The organism is Oceanibaculum indicum P24 (assembly GCF_000299935.1).
Lineage (GTDB): Bacteria > Pseudomonadota > Alphaproteobacteria > Oceanibaculales > Oceanibaculaceae > Oceanibaculum > Oceanibaculum indicum.
The window spans coordinates 362,932-379,402 of sequence record NZ_AMRL01000001.1; the positions used below are offsets into that span (position 1 = coordinate 362,932).

At 66.0% G+C, this 16,471-nt stretch carries 17 protein-coding genes; 3 read left to right on the forward strand and 14 right to left on the reverse strand.

The annotated features are described in order from the left end of the window. Positions 1-2: 2 nt before the first annotated feature. From P24_RS01645 to P24_RS01665, 5 genes are all read right to left on the reverse strand, one after another. Entirely contained in the window at positions 3-815 is an 813-nt protein-coding gene (locus P24_RS01645) for an ABC transporter permease (RefSeq protein WP_040706061.1), read from the reverse strand. A 36-nt stretch (positions 816-851) separates the two neighbouring features. Beyond that, on the reverse strand, positions 852-1,940 hold the full coding sequence (locus P24_RS01650; protein WP_008942947.1) for an extracellular solute-binding protein: 1,089 nt from the start codon (positions 1,938-1,940) through the stop codon (positions 852-854). Next, positions 1,937-2,998: an ABC transporter ATP-binding protein gene (locus P24_RS01655; RefSeq protein WP_008942948.1), complete on the reverse strand. Its 1,062-nt coding sequence runs from the start codon at positions 2,996-2,998 to the stop codon at positions 1,937-1,939. Before P24_RS01655 ends, P24_RS01650 begins: the two co-directional genes overlap by 4 nt. A gap of 9 nt (positions 2,999-3,007) precedes the next feature. Then, positions 3,008-3,778 (reverse strand): ABC transporter permease, encoded by a 771-nt coding sequence (locus tag P24_RS01660; RefSeq protein WP_008942949.1) that lies wholly within the window; start codon positions 3,776-3,778, stop codon positions 3,008-3,010. 154 nt (positions 3,779-3,932) lie between these two features. Then, the gene (locus P24_RS01665; RefSeq protein WP_008942950.1) at positions 3,933-4,568 is read right to left on the reverse strand and encodes a TIGR00725 family protein; all 636 of its coding nucleotides are present in this window, start codon (positions 4,566-4,568) and stop codon (positions 3,933-3,935) included. A 130-nt stretch (positions 4,569-4,698) separates the two neighbouring features. Between P24_RS01665 and P24_RS01670 the strand changes: the two genes are divergently transcribed. Continuing rightward, the gene (locus P24_RS01670) at positions 4,699-5,535 is read left to right on the forward strand and encodes a DeoR/GlpR family DNA-binding transcription regulator (RefSeq protein WP_008942951.1); all 837 of its coding nucleotides are present in this window, start codon (positions 4,699-4,701) and stop codon (positions 5,533-5,535) included. A 459-nt stretch (positions 5,536-5,994) separates the two neighbouring features. Here the strand turns inward: P24_RS01670 and P24_RS01675 are convergent, their stop codons facing one another. The 9 genes from P24_RS01675 to P24_RS01715 all read right to left on the reverse strand — a co-directional run bounded on the left by P24_RS01675 (position 5,995) and on the right by P24_RS01715 (position 14,289). After that, the gene (locus P24_RS01675) at positions 5,995-7,266 is read right to left on the reverse strand and encodes an NAD(P)/FAD-dependent oxidoreductase (protein ID WP_008942952.1); all 1,272 of its coding nucleotides are present in this window, start codon (positions 7,264-7,266) and stop codon (positions 5,995-5,997) included. 11 nt (positions 7,267-7,277) lie between these two features. Then, the gene (gene soxA / locus P24_RS01680) at positions 7,278-8,039 is read right to left on the reverse strand and encodes a sulfur oxidation c-type cytochrome SoxA (RefSeq protein WP_008942953.1); all 762 of its coding nucleotides are present in this window, start codon (positions 8,037-8,039) and stop codon (positions 7,278-7,280) included. After that, positions 8,036-8,365, reverse strand: coding sequence for a thiosulfate oxidation carrier complex protein SoxZ (soxZ, locus tag P24_RS01685; protein WP_008942954.1), 330 nt, complete (start codon positions 8,363-8,365; stop codon positions 8,036-8,038). The genes soxA and soxZ overlap by 4 nt, the downstream gene beginning before the upstream one ends. Before the next feature lie 9 nt (positions 8,366-8,374). Beyond that, positions 8,375-8,824 (reverse strand): thiosulfate oxidation carrier protein SoxY, encoded by a 450-nt coding sequence (locus P24_RS01690; RefSeq protein ID WP_008942955.1) that lies wholly within the window; start codon positions 8,822-8,824, stop codon positions 8,375-8,377. Between the two features lie 3 nt (positions 8,825-8,827). Continuing rightward, positions 8,828-9,205 carry a sulfur oxidation c-type cytochrome SoxX gene (gene soxX / locus P24_RS01695; RefSeq protein WP_202802338.1) on the reverse strand — a complete coding sequence of 126 codons (378 nt, stop codon included), beginning with the start codon at positions 9,203-9,205 and terminating at the stop codon, positions 8,828-8,830. A 92-nt stretch (positions 9,206-9,297) separates the two neighbouring features. Beyond that, on the reverse strand, positions 9,298-11,469 hold the full coding sequence (locus tag P24_RS01700) for a xanthine dehydrogenase family protein molybdopterin-binding subunit (protein WP_040706063.1): 2,172 nt from the start codon (positions 11,467-11,469) through the stop codon (positions 9,298-9,300). A gap of 14 nt (positions 11,470-11,483) precedes the next feature. After that, on the reverse strand, positions 11,484-11,939 hold the full coding sequence (locus P24_RS01705) for a (2Fe-2S)-binding protein (RefSeq protein ID WP_008942958.1): 456 nt from the start codon (positions 11,937-11,939) through the stop codon (positions 11,484-11,486). A gap of 149 nt (positions 11,940-12,088) precedes the next feature. After that, entirely contained in the window at positions 12,089-13,573 is a 1,485-nt protein-coding gene (locus P24_RS01710; protein WP_008942959.1) for an ATP-binding protein, read from the reverse strand. Beyond that, complete coding sequence (locus tag P24_RS01715) at positions 13,570-14,289, reverse strand: response regulator (protein WP_008942960.1); 720 nt, start codon at positions 14,287-14,289, stop codon at positions 13,570-13,572. The genes P24_RS01710 and P24_RS01715 overlap by 4 nt, the downstream gene beginning before the upstream one ends. Before the next feature lie 306 nt (positions 14,290-14,595). Here P24_RS01715 and P24_RS01720 point away from each other — a divergent pair, with 306 nt between their 5' ends. Together P24_RS01720 and P24_RS01725 are read left to right on the forward strand one after the other, a co-directional pair. Continuing rightward, positions 14,596-15,024: a c-type cytochrome gene (locus tag P24_RS01720; RefSeq protein ID WP_008942961.1), complete on the forward strand. Its 429-nt coding sequence runs from the start codon at positions 14,596-14,598 to the stop codon at positions 15,022-15,024. A gap of 40 nt (positions 15,025-15,064) precedes the next feature. After that, positions 15,065-16,468, forward strand: coding sequence for an APC family permease (locus P24_RS01725; protein WP_051013046.1), 1,404 nt, complete (start codon positions 15,065-15,067; stop codon positions 16,466-16,468). Positions 16,469-16,471 lie beyond the last annotated feature (3 nt).

Here is a 16,471-nt window from a genome sequence, read left to right on the forward strand (position 1 = left end):
GGTCAGCGCCGGCGATGGCCCGCCAGTTCCGCCAGCAGGATGACGAGGCAGCACAGCCCCATCAGGATCACCGAGGCAGCGGCCGCCGCCGGAAAATCGGAGCCGGTCTCGGATATCTTGCTGTAGAGCACCAGCGGCAGGATGGCGACCTGTGTGCCGACCAGTGCCAGCGCGGTGCCATAGGCGCCGATGGCAACGGCGGCGACCACCGAATAGGTAGTCACAAGCGCCGGCAGGATCTGCGGCAGCATAACCTCCAGCACCGCGCGCAGCCGGCTGGCCCCTAGCGATTCCGCCGCCTGCATCTGCGCATAGTCGAAATTCGCCAGCACCGGCAGCATCAGCATGACGACGCGCGGGATCAGGTAATAGGCATAGGCGAAGCCGAGGCCGGCGGGCGAGAAGATGAAGCCGCCGATAGTGGCGGGATCGCCGCCCAGCGCCGCCAGCGACAGGGTGACGACACCCGAGCGCCCGAACACCAGAATGAAGCCATAGGCTACGATGAGGCCGGAAAAGGTGAGCGGCAGCGAGATCGCCAGCAGCAGCGGCATGCGGCGGCTTTCCGGCAGGCTGACCAGATGGCGCGCGACCAGCGTACCGACGAGCAGCGAGAAGAGCGGCGCCAGCGTACCCAGCACCAGCGTACCGCGCAGCCCAGCCCAGAAGGCGGGATCGTCGAACACGCGCTGGTAGGCGGATATGCCTTCGGACGTGCTTTCCAGCACGACCACGCCCAGCGGCAGCAGGAAAAAGCAGAGGAAGAAGACAGCGCCCGGCAGGGCGAACCCGCCGAGAAGCATTCTGGAACGCATGTCTTCTTCCTCTCAAGGTCACTCAGGAAACGCTACTTATTGACCCAGCACGGCCTTGGCCCAGGCAGCGTCCACCTCGGCCTTCTTGGCCTTGGCCTTGGCGACATCCACCGGCTTCAGCTGCGGGGCAGCCGGCAGCTGGGCGGCAACCGAGTCGGGCAGCTTCACGCCCGGCACGGACGGCCGCACATAGCCTTCTGCGAAGGTGGCCTGGCCGGTCTCGGTCATGATGTAGTTCAGCCACAGCTTGCCGGCGTTCGGGTTCGGGCCGTCCTTCACCAGGCTGATGGCGTAGGGGGCAGCGGCCGAGGCCTCCTTCGGCATGACGACCGCGACATCGTCGCCCATACCGTCCTTGTACTTGGCCTTCAGCCCGTCATTCTCGTAGCCGATCCAGATCGGAATCTCGCCCTTCAGGAACTGTGCGTAAGGTGTGGTGCCGACAGTGCGCAGCACAGTTCCAGCCTTGTGCAGCTTCGCCAGATAGTCGATGCCGGGGGCCACATCATCCATGCTGCCGCCATTGGCGAAGGCGGCGCCGAACACCACCACCTGGCCCTGGCCGGTGGAGCGCGGGTCGAGATAGACGACCGAATTCTTGTATTCCGGCTTCATCAGGTCGGCCCAGGATTGCGGCACATTCTTCACCAGCTTGGTGTTCACCAGGAAGGCGATGTTCAGCGTGTGGATGGTGAACCACTGGCCCGACGGATGGCGGAAGGCTTCCGGCAGCTTGTCGAAATTCACCGGCTTGAAATCGGCGACCACGCCCTTCTCCGCAGCATCCAGGGCGGAACCAGCGAAGTAATAGGCGGTGTCGGCCTGCGGCCGGTTGCGCGCCTTCTCCAACGCCACCACGGTGGCCGCCGAGCCGAGATCGTTATAGACCATCTCGACGCCCGGATAGCGCTGCTTGAAAGCCTTGAACTGCGCGGCCCAGTTGGCCCAGGTCGGGCCGGTGTCGAAGGACACGACCAGCCCTTCCTTCTGCGCGGCCTCATACAGCGCCTTTTCGCCCTGATAGAGTTCCGGCCCGTCGAACGCGCTGGCGGCGGAGGACAGGGCGGCAAGGGGGACGGCGAGGCTGACGGCAAGCGCCGCGCCCCGGAACCAGGTCTTCATCATGTCGAACCTCTTGCGGTTGGGGTATCGGGAGGCAGGAGCCGGATAGCCTCCGGCGGGATCGAGACGCGGGAGAAGGCGCCCCGAAACGCGGTTTCGCCGAGGATCGCGCCGGCAGGCGTCGCGAAATCGTAGCGGCGGATGGAGCCCAGGAAGCGGTCGCGGCCAACCTGGCCGGAAAACAGGTTGGGCAGGTCAGAAGCAGCTTCACCCTCCGGCAGCGGCCTGACCGCCTCCGGCCGGGCCAGCACGGTAATGTCGGCCCCCGGCACATGGCCGGCGGTATCGCAGGCCAGCACCCCCAGCGTGGTCTCCACGCTGCGCGCATCGCGCACCCTGCCCGGCCACAGATTGGCGAGGCCGACAAAGGCCGCGACCCGGGCGTCGGCGGGCTGGTCGTACAGCGTGCGCGGACTGGCGACCTGCAGCAGCCTGCCGTCCATCATCACCGCCACGCGGTCGGCGATGGACAGGGCCTCTTCCTGATCGTGGGTGACATGCAGCGTGGCGACACCGGCCAGCTGCTGCACGCGGCGAATCTCGTCGCGCATCTCCGCGCGCAGCGCCGCATCCAGCGCCGACAGCGGCTCGTCCAGCAAAAGGCCGCTTGGCTGGAACACCAGCGCGCGGGCCAGCGCCACACGCTGCTGCTGGCCACCGGACAGGGAGGCGACCTGGCGATCCTCGAAGCCGGCAAGACCGACCGCCGCCAGCCCTTCCGCCGCCCGGCGCAGCCGCTCCACGCGTCCCACACTCCGGATTTTCAGCGGATAGGCGACATTCTCGGCCACGCTCATATGCGGGAACAGCGCGTAATTCTGGAACACGATGCCGAGATTGCGCCGGTTCGCCGGCACCGCGGCCATGTCGGCACCCCCGACCTCTATCCGGCCCGACTCCGGCGCGAGAAACCCGGCGATAAGCTTCAGCAGCGTGCTCTTGCCCGATCCGGACGGGCCGATGACCGCCAGCAGCTCGCCATCCGCAACCTGCAGATCGATGCCGGTAACCCCCGCCCCGCCGGCATAGCGATAGCTGACCTGATCGAGTGTCAGTGCCATATCCGCCTCCTAACCGGCACGGCCGAGGCGGGCGCTGGCACCGCTGGCCGCCGAGGCAAGTGCGGCGAGCAGCAGTAGCACGACGGTGGCCGCGCAGGCGAAGCCGGTCGCGCCATAGAAGGCCTGCAGCAGCACGATGGGATAGGTGCGGTCCAGGAAGCCTGCCACCAGGTTGGAAAGCTGGAACTCCCCCACCGACAGCGCCGCCACCACGATCAGCCCGGACAGCAGGCTGTGCCGCAGCGACGGCAGCACGATGTCGAAGAAACGCTGCGCGAAGGAGGCGCCGAGGCTCATCGCCGCCAGCTCGCGCGCGTCCAGGTCCATATGCGCCATGTCGGCGACCAGCGTGTTCAGCAGGTAAGGCAGGGTCAGCACGACATGGCCGGCAATCAGCAGCCAGATGCTGCCGAGCCAGGGCAGCGTGTCGCTGGAAAAGACGAGGATGAATCCGAAGGCCAGCACCAGCTCCGGCACCACGATGGGCATCAGCGACACCAGCCGCACGGCGAGACCGATGCCGCGCTGCCGGGCGGCGTGCAGCGTATAGGCCAGCGGCACGCCGATCAGCGCGTTGATGACACAGACCGCCAGCACCACCTTCAGGCTGGTCACGAAGGCGCGGCGGAAGCTGGGGTCGTTATAGACCTCCTCGTACCAGCGCGTCGTCAGCCCGGTCGGGAACAGCGTGTTGGTCCAGCTCTCGCCGAAGGAACCGACCGCCAGCATGGCAATCGGGGCGGCGAGATACAGGAGATAGAGCGCGGTGACGATCCGCATCTGCGATGCCTCTCTGGCCTCCTGGAAGCCCTGGCACCAGGCCAGGCAGGCTGCCCGTTAACGGTCAATATTCGACCGAAAACTTACATAACAGATGTTTGGTGATCGTTTTATGACACTGCGCTTGCGGGTTTGCGTCAGTGCCGATGGCGGCTCAGCGGTCGATCCGCAGCAGCCGCGCGCAGGCGCGATCCAGCGCCTCCTCCACACTGACGCAGGCGACAGCACCGGGGACCGAGGGGGCATCGCCCAGGGTCAGCACCAGCCGGTCGAAATGCAGCCCATAGGCCATCTCGGACAGGGTGCCATAGCCGCCGCCGACCGCGATCAGCACCTCGGCGGCGCGGGCAATGATGGCGTTGCGGGCCGGGCCGATACCGGTGGCCAGCGGGATGGCGACATAGGGGTTGGCCGCACTCCATTCCTCGTCCGGCACCAGGCCGATAGGCAGGCCGCCAGCTTCCAGGCAGCCCTTGCAGACCGCCTCCATAACGCCATTCTTGCCGCCGCACAGCAGTTGCAGCCCCAGCGTGCCGATGCCCTTGCCCAGCGCCTCCGCAATGACCGCCTCTTCCGGCTTCGCATCGCGCGGGCCGATCACCGCGACCGGGGCGCGGCGCATCAGCCCGGCCTGGGCCAGCCGGGCAACCGCCTCGCACGGGGCGATGGCTGTCGCGTCCGCCGGCTGGTCCGCCGCTTCCGCCGTCCAGCGCAGGGCCCAGGCATCGAAGCGGCCGGCGGTACCGAACAGGGCATTGGCGGACTCGCTGTAGAAGAGGGAAATCGGCACGTCAGTCTCCGGTGGCTGGTTCGCTCGGTTGCGAAGGAATGTAAAATTATGTAAGGAATATTCCAATATATTCCTAATACCCCGGAAACTTTCGACCCAGCTTCCGACAGATCGCCGATAGGGAGATGCCATGCCGCTAACGGGCCAGAGCCTGATCCTGCCTTCCCCGGGAAGTGCTCCGAGCGGCGATGCCGATAGTGTCGGCGGGACCGCCGCACGGCAGAAGGCGATCCTGGAGATCGTCGGGCAGAGCGGCTACGCCACCATCGAGAGCCTGGCCGCGCATTTCGGCGTTTCCGCCCAGACCATCCGGCGGGACATCATCGCGCTGGACGAACAGAAGCTGCTGCAGCGCTTCCGCGGCGGGGCGGGGGCGCGGGAAAACACGGTGCGGCTCGGCTATACCGAGAAGCGCGCGCGCAACCAGGAGGGCAAGGCCGCCATCGGCCGGATTGCCGCGGCGCATATCGGCAATGGCGACAGCCTGTTCCTGGATGTCGGCACGACGGTGGAGGCGGTGGCGCTGGCAATCACCGGCCTGTCCGGCCTGCGCGTGGTGACCACCAGCCTGGCCAGCGCGATGATCCTGGCAGAATGCCCCGAGATCGAAGTGGTGGTGACCGGCGGCACGGTGCGCGGCGCGGATGGCTCGCTGATCGGTGCCACCACCGTCGAGGCCATCCGGCAGTTCCGCTTCGACCATGCTGTGCTGGGTTTCTCCGGCATCGATGATGATGGCGCGCCGATGGATTTCGACCTCGCCAAGATCGCCGTGAAGCGCGCGGCGCTGGAACGGGCGCGGCACTGCATCCTGGTCGGCGATCACAGCAAATTCGCACGGCCTGCCTTGGCCCGCATCTGCGAGCCGGCGGAAGTCGGGCTGCTGATCACCGACCGTCCGGTCGAACCGGCGATGCTGGAGACGCTGCACAAGGCGGGCGTGACGACGGAATTCGCAGCGACATAGGTGCGGCGGAAAACAGCTTCAGCGAGCGCGGATCGATTGCAGCGGAGCCCGCAGCGAATCACCGGCAACATTAGTGACTGGCACCACCCCGCTACGGATCGGGGCGTGTCAGCCCCAGGCTCATCGGCACCTCAGCCGGCTCTCCCCTTACGCTCCCGGATAATCCGGTTGCATCGCTGGAGCAGCCTGCCTGAAGGCCTCGAGTGTGCGGCACTCGGCATCGACCGCCAGAAGACAGGGATAGGGCGACAATTCACAGTTAAGCCGCCGCGCATTGTCCATCTGCGGAACCAGGCAGGCATCCGCGAGGCCCGCCACTGAACAGAGCGGGTAGCCGAATCCGGTAAGCGTGTGCGCAAAATCAGCTCCGGGACAATTGCCTGAAACACAATTGCCCAAACTGGTACCCAGAACGGCCAGGGTCTTATGCATAGGGTATGACCCTCCAATTACCAACCGCTAACCGAACAGCTCCAACGTCAGACCGGCATACCAGCCGGCGGAATCCTCGTAATTTGCGCGGCGTGTCGCGGCATCGTCATCGAGGGTGGAGATATCGCTGACGGTCTGTTCGATCCTGTCCGGTCCCGGTTGGTACTCGCCGCCGACGAAGACGCTGTCATCCGGGCCGATCAGGCTCCAGCAGCGGTTGCGGTAGGCAGCGGCCGGCGCGCCGGCCTCCAGCAGGTCCCGGGCGATCACCGCCGCCACCATCTGCGCCTGGCTGTTGGCGGCGAAAGCCGATTTCGGCATGTCGCCGGCAATCGCCGAATCGCCCAGCACGAACACTGCCGGATCGGCGCGCGACTGCATGGTCCGCGGATCGACCGGGCAATAGAGGCTGGCATCCGTCAGGCCCGCCTCAATGGCGAGGCGGCCGGCGGTCTGGCGCGGGATGACATTGACGAGATCGGCATTCCGGTAGGTCTCGAACCCGGTCTCGACCGTCATGGAGGACGGATCGACGTTGCCGATGCCGGCATGAATGGCCGGCGGCATCCATTCGATCATGCCGGGATAATATTTCTCCCAACCCTGCTGGAACAGCGGCTGCTTGGAGAATCTGTCCTTCGGATCGAGGATCACGATGCGCGCCCGGGTACGCCCGGTCGAGGTCAGCGCATGCGCCATCATCGACACCCGTTCATAGGGGCCAGGCGGACAGCGGTAGGGGTTCGGTGGAGCGATCACAACAATCAGGCCGCCATCTGGCACGGCGTCGATCTGGCGCTTCAGAAGCTCGGTCTGCTGGCCGGCCTTCCAGCCATGTGGCATGCGTTCCTCGGCCTCGCGCGACCAGCCGGGCACCGAGGCATAGTCCAGATCGATCCCCGGCGACAGGACCAGCCGGTCATAGGGCAGAACGGCTCCGCCGGCGAGCGTCACCTGCCGGCGCTCCCAGTCGACGGCGCGTGCCGCATCCCTGGCCAATGTCACGCCGGGCAGTTTCGCAATCGCCGCATAATCGTGGCGCAACGCCTCCATCGGCAGGAACCCGCCAAGAAACAGGTTGGAATAGAAGCAGCTGGTATAGACCGCCTGCGGTTCGACCAGCGTGATGTCGAGCGCACCATTCGCCAGTCCTGCCAATCGCCGCAGGACCGACGCCCCACCTGCGCCGCCACCAACGATCACTACCTTCGGACGCGCCTGTCCGATGACCGGCATGGAGAAGCGACCCGTGGCAGGCAGGCCCGCCGCCCCGGCAAGGAAATGCCGTCGTGTCAGCATGGGACCCTCTCTTATCTGCGGATGGCGGGCGTCTCGATGGCGACACCCTCCGCGCGTTTCGCCAGATACAGCTCCAGAGCCAGATAGTCGGGCGACCCATAATCGAACTGAACGGCCCGCACCCCGTATGAACAGGAGCGCAGACGTCGCTGCAGGGAACCAACCGACTGCCATTCCAGGCGATAGGCCGGATAGCCATTGCCCAGCCCGTGGCTGATCGTGTCGCCGCGCAACGACCGACCGGCATTGTCGTCATGGCACTGCGCGCAGGACAGGTTCAGCTGCCCCTGCCTTCGGTGGAAGAACGCCTCCCCGGCGGCATAGAACGGCGCCGCCGTGCCGCCCGTCTCAACCTGTACCGGCATACCGAGAGACTGGCGGGCCACGAAGGCGGTGAGACCAAGCAACTGGTCCGTCTCATAAGCATAGGGCTCGACCTCCTGATGCCGGGTCCGGCACAGATTGATCCGGCCCTCCAGGTTGAGCAGATCGCCACTCTCCGCATCGACCGCCGGATACCGCGTCGCCACACCCCGCATGCTGGCCGCATCGGCACCATGGCAGGACGCGCAGGCCTTGCCCGCAGCACCTTGCGGAGTGGCCCACAGGCGTGCGCCCTCATCGACCCAGAGCATGCCGGGATTGGCCGCCTCGTCCGCCTGCCGCGCTTTCAGCTCCTCGCTGAGGAAGCTGGTACCGGACGGCAGCGGTTCGGCTTGGACCCCGGCGGAAATGAACAGCGCCGCCAGGATGAGGACGCGGCCTGCGATCATTCCGTGACCGTCAGGCTCTTGCGCACCGTGACCACCTCACCGCGATCATCCTCCCAGGTGAACACCAGCTCGCCGGTGCGGGTGGCCACCGTGCTAAAGGCGATGAAGGGGTTGGCGGCGACGCCCTGGGTCATATCCATGCGGAACACCTCCTCCCCGTCATAGGCGACGGCAAAGCGCCGCACGATGTGCCGGGGGATCGGCTGGCCGCGCGAATCCACGCGATAGCCGGTCTCCATCGGATGCCGGATCAGCGCCTTGATCTCCAGGATCTCGCCCCGCCGGGCTTCAGCCGGCATCGAGACCCGTGCCTGTGCGAGCGCCATGGGTTTCTCCTATCCGCCGTCGATGCAGGCGGCGATGGTGACGATCACCGACTTCGTATCGCGCCAGAAGCTGCCATCGCTCATCTCCGCGAGGGCGGTGACCTTCTGCGAGGCGCCGAGGCGGATATTCGTCGAGACCTTCGCCACCCCGGCGCGCGGGCCAAGATGCCAGGTCAGTAGATGCGCAATCGGATTCTGTTCCGACAGGATGTGGATCGCTTTCACGTGATCCCCGGCGGTCATCGGGCTCTCCACTGAAACGGTCGTATAGACCGACAGCCCGTTCTCGGCGACCGAGGGAATGGTCAGCGTCACCCGCCCATCCCTTACGGTGGCCCCTTTGGTGAGCGCGGCAACCGCCTCGTCGCGCATCTGCGGCGTCGCCTTCACAAGGCCCGGCAGCAAGGCCATGCCCCCGGCAAGGCCGGCGCCGACGATGATCTGTCTGCGTGTCTGCATCGGTCAGTCCGTCAGGGTTTTCAGATAGGCCACCACATCCTCGATCTCCTGCGCCTCCAGCGCCGGCTTGTCCTGGTATTCCGGGGCCACGTCGCGCAACCTCTCGACACGATAATAGGGCGGCATGATCGTGCGCGGGCTGATCCGGCTCTGGTCGATCAGCCGCAATCTGATCTGCCCTTCGTCCAGCCGCGCGCCCACGCCGGCCAGCGCCGGGCCAAGCTCGCCCTGGAACGGTTCGCCCGGGACCGGCACCGAATGGCAGATCAGGCAGTTGCCACGCCGCCGGTCCAGCACCACTTCCCGCCCGCGTTCAGGATCGCCGGTAAGCCCGCCAAGCGGCTGGGGAACAGAATCCCCCTGTACCGTATAGGGGAGCAACTCTGCTCCCGAGGCACCCTGGCTGCCGACCGTGGCAAGCAGCCAGAGCGCTACCGGGAGAAGCCTGCCGCCTGGCGTCACCCCGGACTACCTCACGCCGAGCCTAGATCGTGCTTCGACAGCGGCAGTTCACGGATACGCTTGCCGGTGGCGGCGAAGATCGCGTTCAGCACCGCCGGAGCCGCGACCGCGATGGTCGGCTCGCCGACCCCGCCCCAGAAGCCGCCGGAGGGCATGATGATGGTTTCCACCTCAGGCATCTCGGCAATCCGCATGATCTGGTAGCTGTCGAAATTCTGCTGCTCGATCCGTCCGTCCGCCACCGTGCATTCGCCATACAGCATCGCCGACAGGCCATAGGCGAAGGAGCCTTCGACCTGGGCCTCGACCTGCTGCGGGTTCACCACATGGCCGCAGTCGGTCGCCGCCACGATCCGGTGAATCTTCAGCTGCCCGTTCGTCACCGACACCTCGGCGCAGGCCGCGATGTGGCTGCCGAACGCGGTGCACTGCGCCAGCCCCCGAAACACACCCTCGGGCGCCGGACTGCCCCAGCCGGCCCGCTCCGCGACAGCGCGCAGCACCGCCGCGTTCTTCGGGTGCCTGTCCATCAGCTTCAGGCGGAATTCCAGCGGGTCCTTGCCGGCGGCATGCGCCACCTCATCGATAAAGCATTCGGTATAGACGCTGTTCTGGTTGGCATTGACGCCGCGCCAGAAACCCGGCGGGACGTGCGGGTTGCGCATCGCATGATCGACCAGCAGGTTCGGAAAGCTGTAGCTGATCGCATGATCGCCCTGCGGCAGATAGCACTGGAAGGTGATCATGTCGGCGCCGTTGCTGAGGCGCTGCGGCATGACCCCGGCCAGGATCGACTGCCCGGAGATGCGGACCCGGAAGGCCGTCACATCGCCGTTGGCGTCCAGCCCGGCGGTCAGCTTGCACTGGGTGATCGGGTGGTACATGCCGTGCGTCATGTCCTCCTCGCGCGACCACAGCAGCTTGACCGGCGTACCCGGGAACTCCCGGGCAATGAGGACCGCCTGACGGACATAATCATGAAAGGCGCCACGCCGCCCGAAACCGCCGCCCAGATGCAGCTTGTGAACATCGCATTGCTGCAGCGGCAGGCCGGCGGCCTCCGACGTAGCAGCCAGCGCCGCCTCGCCATTCTGGGTCGGGCACCAGACTTCGCAGCGATCCTCGGTCCAGACCGCCGTGGCATTCATCGGCTCCATGGTGGCGTGGTTCTGGAACGGATAGGAATAGACCGCCTCCACCGTGCGTTCCGCCCTGGCGAGGGCTGCCTCGGCATCGCCATTGCTGTTGCCGACGAACGCCTGATCGGCGGTCAGCCCTTCCTTCACGAAATCGTCGATCGAAGCGCTGGTGACCTTGGCATTCGCCCCTTCGTTCCAGGTGATGGGCAGGGCGTCGAGCGCGCTCTTCGCCTGCCACCAGCGGTCAGCAACAACAGCCACCGCATTGCCATCGACCGCGACGACCTTCTTCACGCCAGGCATCGAGAGGACCGCCGACTCGTCGAACGAATCGAGCGTACCGCCGAAGACCGGACACTGACGGATGGCGGCATTCAGCATGCCGGGAAGCTTGAGGTCGGCGCCGTAAACCTGCTTGCCGGTCACCTTCTCGGCGGTGTCCAGGCGCTTCAGCGGCTGGCCGATGACGGTCCAGTCCTTCGGGTCCTTCAACTGAACGCCCGTCGGCACCTCAAGCCGGGAGGCCGCCTCGGCGACCTTGCCGAACGTGGTGCTGCGGCCCGAGGCGGCATGGGTGATCACCCCCTTGCTCGCCCGGCACTCGCCCGGTGCCACGCCCCATTCCCGGGCGGCCGCCATGATCAGCATCTCGCGGGCCGTGGCCCCGCCCATGCGCACATAATCATGCGATTCCCGGATGCCCCGGCTACCGCCGGTCGAAAAGCTCTGCCACACCCGGCCGCGCTCCAGATTGGTCGCCGGCGTCGGATATTCGGTGGTGACATTGGCCCAGTCGCACTCCAGCTCCTCAACGACGAGCTGGGCGAGGCCGGTCAGCGTGCCCTGCCCCATCTCGGAGCGGGCAATGCGGATGATCACCTGCTCATCCGGGCGGACCACCACCCAGGCGTTGATCTCGTCCGGGAAACCGGCCTGGGCATTGGCCTTGCCGGACAGGAAGGGAATCGGAAAGCCGAGGCTGAATCCGGCAACGGCAGTGCCGACCATGAAGCCGCGGCGGGTCACATCGATTGTCGTGGTCATCGTGCGGTCCTCCCTCATGCCTTTTCGTTGGCGGCCTGATGGATACCGGCACGGACCCGCCGGTAGGTGCCACAGCGGCAGATGTTCGTGATCTCGGAATCGATGTCGGCGTCGGTCGGCTTCGGGATGCGCTCCAGCAGCGCTGCCGCAGCCATGATCATGCCGGTCTGGCAATAGCCGCATTGCGGCACGTCGAGGGCGACCCAAGCCTTCTGCAGCGGATGCGTCCCGGTCTCCGACAGGCCCTCGATGGTCACGATCCGGTCGGTTTCGGCGACCGCATCAAGCGGGAAGACGCAGGCACGCTGCGCCTCGCCATTGATGTGGACGGTGCAGGCGCCGCACTGGGCGATACCGCAGCCATATTTTGTGCCGGTCAGTTCGAGCTGTTCGCGAAGCACCCAGAGCAGCGGGGTCGATCCGTCTGCGTCGACCTCTACGGTCTTTCCGTTGACGTTGATCCTGGCCATGAACCGAACCTCCAGTAGAATAAAAAGAACGAATTCCTTTCTAAGGCAGAGGTGTCGTCAAACTTTGCCCTGTGCCGGCTTCTTTGTCTTAGATCATGGCAGTCTTGGCCGTCCGACACACTTTGATACAAGTGGACGCTGCGCCCCGCTCAGGACTGTTGCAGCGCCCGTGTCGCGGAAATCGGCTCCGCCATGAACTGTCCATCGGTTGCCGGTTTCGGTCCGGCCGGGGCGTGCGGCAGATGGATCGCCGCACGGAAGCCACCGGCATCCCGGTTCGCCAGCACCACATCGCCGCCATGGCTGCGCGCGATGGTCCGGGCCACCGACAGGCCGAGGCCGACCCCGCCGGTTTCCCGGCTGCGCGACCCCTCCAGCCGGACGAACGGGGCAAACACCCGCTCGAACTCTCCGGCCGGGATGCCGTTTCCATCGTCATCGATCGCGATCTCGATATAGTCCTGGCGCATCGTCATCGTCACACGCGCCCGCTCGCCATAACGCACGGCATTCTCGACCAGGTTGCGGATCGCCCGGCGCAGGGACGACGGCCGGCACCGGTAAGGGATACGGCTGCTGTCGGCAAAGCGCACATCCCAGCCGAGATCGGCAAGGTCCTCGCAAATGCTCTCGGTCAGGGCGGCAAGGTCCACCAGCCTTGTCTCCTCGCCGCTCGCCTCTTCGCGGGCAAAGGCCAGCGTTGCCTCGGTCATGGCCTGCATCTCGTCCAGAGTTGCCAGGATCTTGTCCCGCATCTCGGCGTCCTTGATGAACTCGGCGCGCAGCCGCAGCGAGGTGATGGGCGTGCGCAGATCGTGGCCAATCGCCGCCAGCATGCTGGTGCGGTCATTCACGAAGCGCCGCAACCGTTCCTGCATGCGATTGAACGCCTCGGTCGTGCGCCGGATATCCTCCGGACCGCTTTCCGGCAACCGACCGGGCGTTTCGCCGCGACCGAATGCTTCCGCCGCCTGGGCCAGACGATTCATCGGCCGGCCGATCCGCCGGGCCGCCAGCACGGCGATCAGCGACAGCAGAATGGCGGTGATCCCCACGGAGACCGCCGACTGCGACATCCAGAACGGCTTCTTGCTTTTCGCCATTGCCGCGTTCAGCCAGCCACCGCCCTCAAGCTCGACGACAAGCCCGACACCAAAGGCGTTATCCAGCCGCACAAACCGCGCCGGACGCTCCAGCGGCCATTGATCGGCCGGCAAATTCCCCCATGAGTAATTGGAAATGACCGGGCCGGCAGCAGTAGCGTCAACAACCGGTTCACTGCCGGTACCCTCGCCATTCCCCTCGCGATCCTTGAGTCGCCGCCAAGCCCCCTGCTTCCAGGCCTTCACATCCTCGGGCAACTGGTCGGTGACCCAGAAGCGGGAATAGATCGTATCGACGGCCTTCAGCACGTCGGCGTGGTAGGCGGACGGCGTGGTCTCCAGCAGGCGGGCTGCCGAGGCGCTACGGACCAGGAACTCCTCCTTCAGCGTATCGCGCAAGGCCTGGCCATGCTCATCGTAATAGATCAGGAAGCTGATGCCCTGCGACACGAGCAGCGCCACCAGCATGAAACCGACGAGCTGTCCGGCAAGGCTGCGGTTCCAGATGCTGCGCTCCCAAAACCGCGTCATGACAGCGTCACCTCCACCGCGAAGCTGTAGCCGCCGCCCCAATGGGTCTTGATCAGGGCAGGGTTGCGCGGATCGGACTCGATCTTCCGGCGCAGCCGGCTGACCTGATTGTCGATGCTGCGGTCATAAACCTCGGCGGTGCGGCCGACGGTGAGGTCGAGCAGCTGGTCGCGCGTCAGCACGATGCCTGGATGGTCGATCAGCACGGAGAGCAGCCGGAACTCCGCCGTGCTCAGCGGCACGGCCACGCCATCGGCGCTCATCAGTTCGCGCCGGCCGACATCCAGTGTCCAGTGGCCGAACTTTATGGTCTTGCTGCGCGGCCCGGCCTGGCGCGGCGGCAGGCTGTTGACACGGCGCAGCACCGCCTTGATGCGGGCCAGCAATTCGCGCGGGTTGAACGGCTTGGTCAGATAATCGTCGGCGCCCATTTCCAGACCGACGATGCGGTCCGTCTCCTCGACAACCGCAGTCAGCAGGATGATCGGCAGGTTGGTGGTCGAGCGCAGGTCGCGGCAGACCGACAGGCCATCCTCATGCGGCATCATGATATCGAGCACGAGGAGATCGGGTGCGCTGCGCTGCAGCAGCCGGCGCAGCGATGCCGCGCTGTCGGCGGTGCTGACACGATAGCCATGCTCCCCGAGATAGCGCGCGACCAGCTCTCGGATATCGGCGTGATCGTCAACGATGGCGATGTGCGGTGTCGGTTCCATGTCCTTGCCCTCACCGGTTCGATATCACGCCGGATGCCCGGTATCGCGGGAAAACAGCACACCCCCACCATGTTTTTTGCATCAAATTATGTCAGCCGGCGCGCTTGCGACAATTCGCGATCATTGCCCGCCCAGCCGGACAAATTTCTGCGACAGCTCGCTGTCAGGCTCCAGCCTGCAACGGTGCGGGTCTGAAGATCTGCGCCTTCCAACATACCGCCCGGCCCTTCATCCCCCGCGTGCGTGGCACCGGATCATGTCGGAGCGGGCGCGTCAGGCAGTTCTGCCAGTGAAGAAAGGTTCTCGATGCCCTTTGACCGTGTTGCGGCCCTTGCCGTGTCCGTCGCCGTGCCTGTCCTCGCCTTGCCAGTCCTCGCCTTGCCTGTCCTGGCGGTCGCCCTCTCCGCTCCGGCAGCCGCGCAGAACGCCGCCGATGGCGAACGGCAGTACCGGGCGCGATGCGCCAGCTGCCACAGCACGGAGGCCGGTCAGAACCGCGTCGGCCCGCATCTGGCCGGCATACTTGGCCGGACAGCCGGCAGCGTGGAGGGAGCGCGCTATTCCGCCGCAATGAAAGACAGCGGCATCGTCTGGGACGCGGAGCAACTCGACGCCTATCTCGCGAATCCAAGACAGGTCGTCCCCGGAACCAGCATGCCGGTCGGTGTGCCGAACGCCGGCCAGCGGGCTCAGATCATCGACTATCTGCGGACCCTGTCCGGCAGCGCCCGCTAGCTGCCGCAAGTCATAAGCAAGAAGCAGGAGAGCGTCAGCGATGTCCTCGCCCACCCCACCGCCATCCCCTCCACTGGCAGCCCGAAAACACCAGCCGTCCGGGACGGCAACCCTGTCCGTTTTCGATGCCATCGCGATCATGGTCGGGCTGGTGGTCGGCATCGGCATCTTCCGCACCCCGTCCCTGGTGGCAGCGAATGTCGATAGCGAGTTCGCCTTCATCGCTGTCTGGGTGGCGGGCGGCGTCGTCACGCTGATCGGCGCGCTGTGCTATGCGGAGCTTTCGGCGGCACAGCCCCATGCCGGTGGCGAATATCATTTCCTGTCGCGCGCCTATGGCAAGCCGCTCGCCATGCTGTTCGGCTGGGCGCGCGGGTCGGTGATCCAGACCGGCGCAATCGCCGGCGTGGCCTTCGTTCTGGGCGACTATGCCGCACAGCTTCTTCCGCTCGGCCCGTATGGGCCGGCGCTCTATGCCGCCATGGCGATCATCCTGTTCACCGGGATCAACGTCATCGGCACCATCCAGGGCAAGCGGCTGCAGATCGCCATGACCTGCATCCAGATCAGCGCCATCGCCGCCATCATCGCCTTCGGGCTGCTGGGCTCGCCGGATGCCACGCCGCCCGCGCCGGTCGCCGCCATCCCGGAGGGCACCGCGGCACTTGGCCTGGCGATGATCTTCGTGCTGCTGACCTATGGCGGCTGGAACGAGGCAGCGTATCTCACCGGCGAGCTGAAGGACGCGCCACGCACCATTGCCAGTGTGCTGGTGCTGGGAACGGCGATCCTGGTCACCCTGTACGTCCTGACCAACCTGGCGCTGCTGGCCGTTCTCGGCCTCGACGGGCTGCGCAACTCCGACGCCGTGGCCGCCGACATGATGCGCAGTGTCACCGGCCCGGCCGGCGCCACGCTGGTCAGCATCGCCATCCTTGTCGCCGCCATCTCGACACTCAACGCAACGATCTTCACCGGTGCGCGCGTCTATTACGCGATGGCGCGGGACCTTACACTTCTGCCCAGCGTCGGCGTCTGGGACGAACGCGGCAAGAACCCGGCCAACGGCCTGATCCTGCAGGGCATCGTGGCACTGGTGCTGGTAGCGATGGGGGCTGCGACGCGCGATGGCTTCAAGGCCATGGTGGATTATACCGCCCCGGTCTTCTGGGGTTTCCTGCTGCTGACCGGCCTTGCGCTGTTCGTGCTGCGCTTCCGTGAGCCGGACCGGGTCCTGCCCTACAAGGTGCCGTTCTATCCCCTGACACCGATCCTGTTCTGCCTGACCTGCGCCTACATGCTGCATGCCAGCATCGCCTATACCGGCATCGCGGCGCTCGTCGGGCTTGCCGTGCTCGCCGCTGGCGCGCCGCTGTTGCTGTTCCGCCGCAAGACGGCCCTGGAGACAGCGCCCGCCACGGCCATAGCCCAAGAATCCGACTGACGA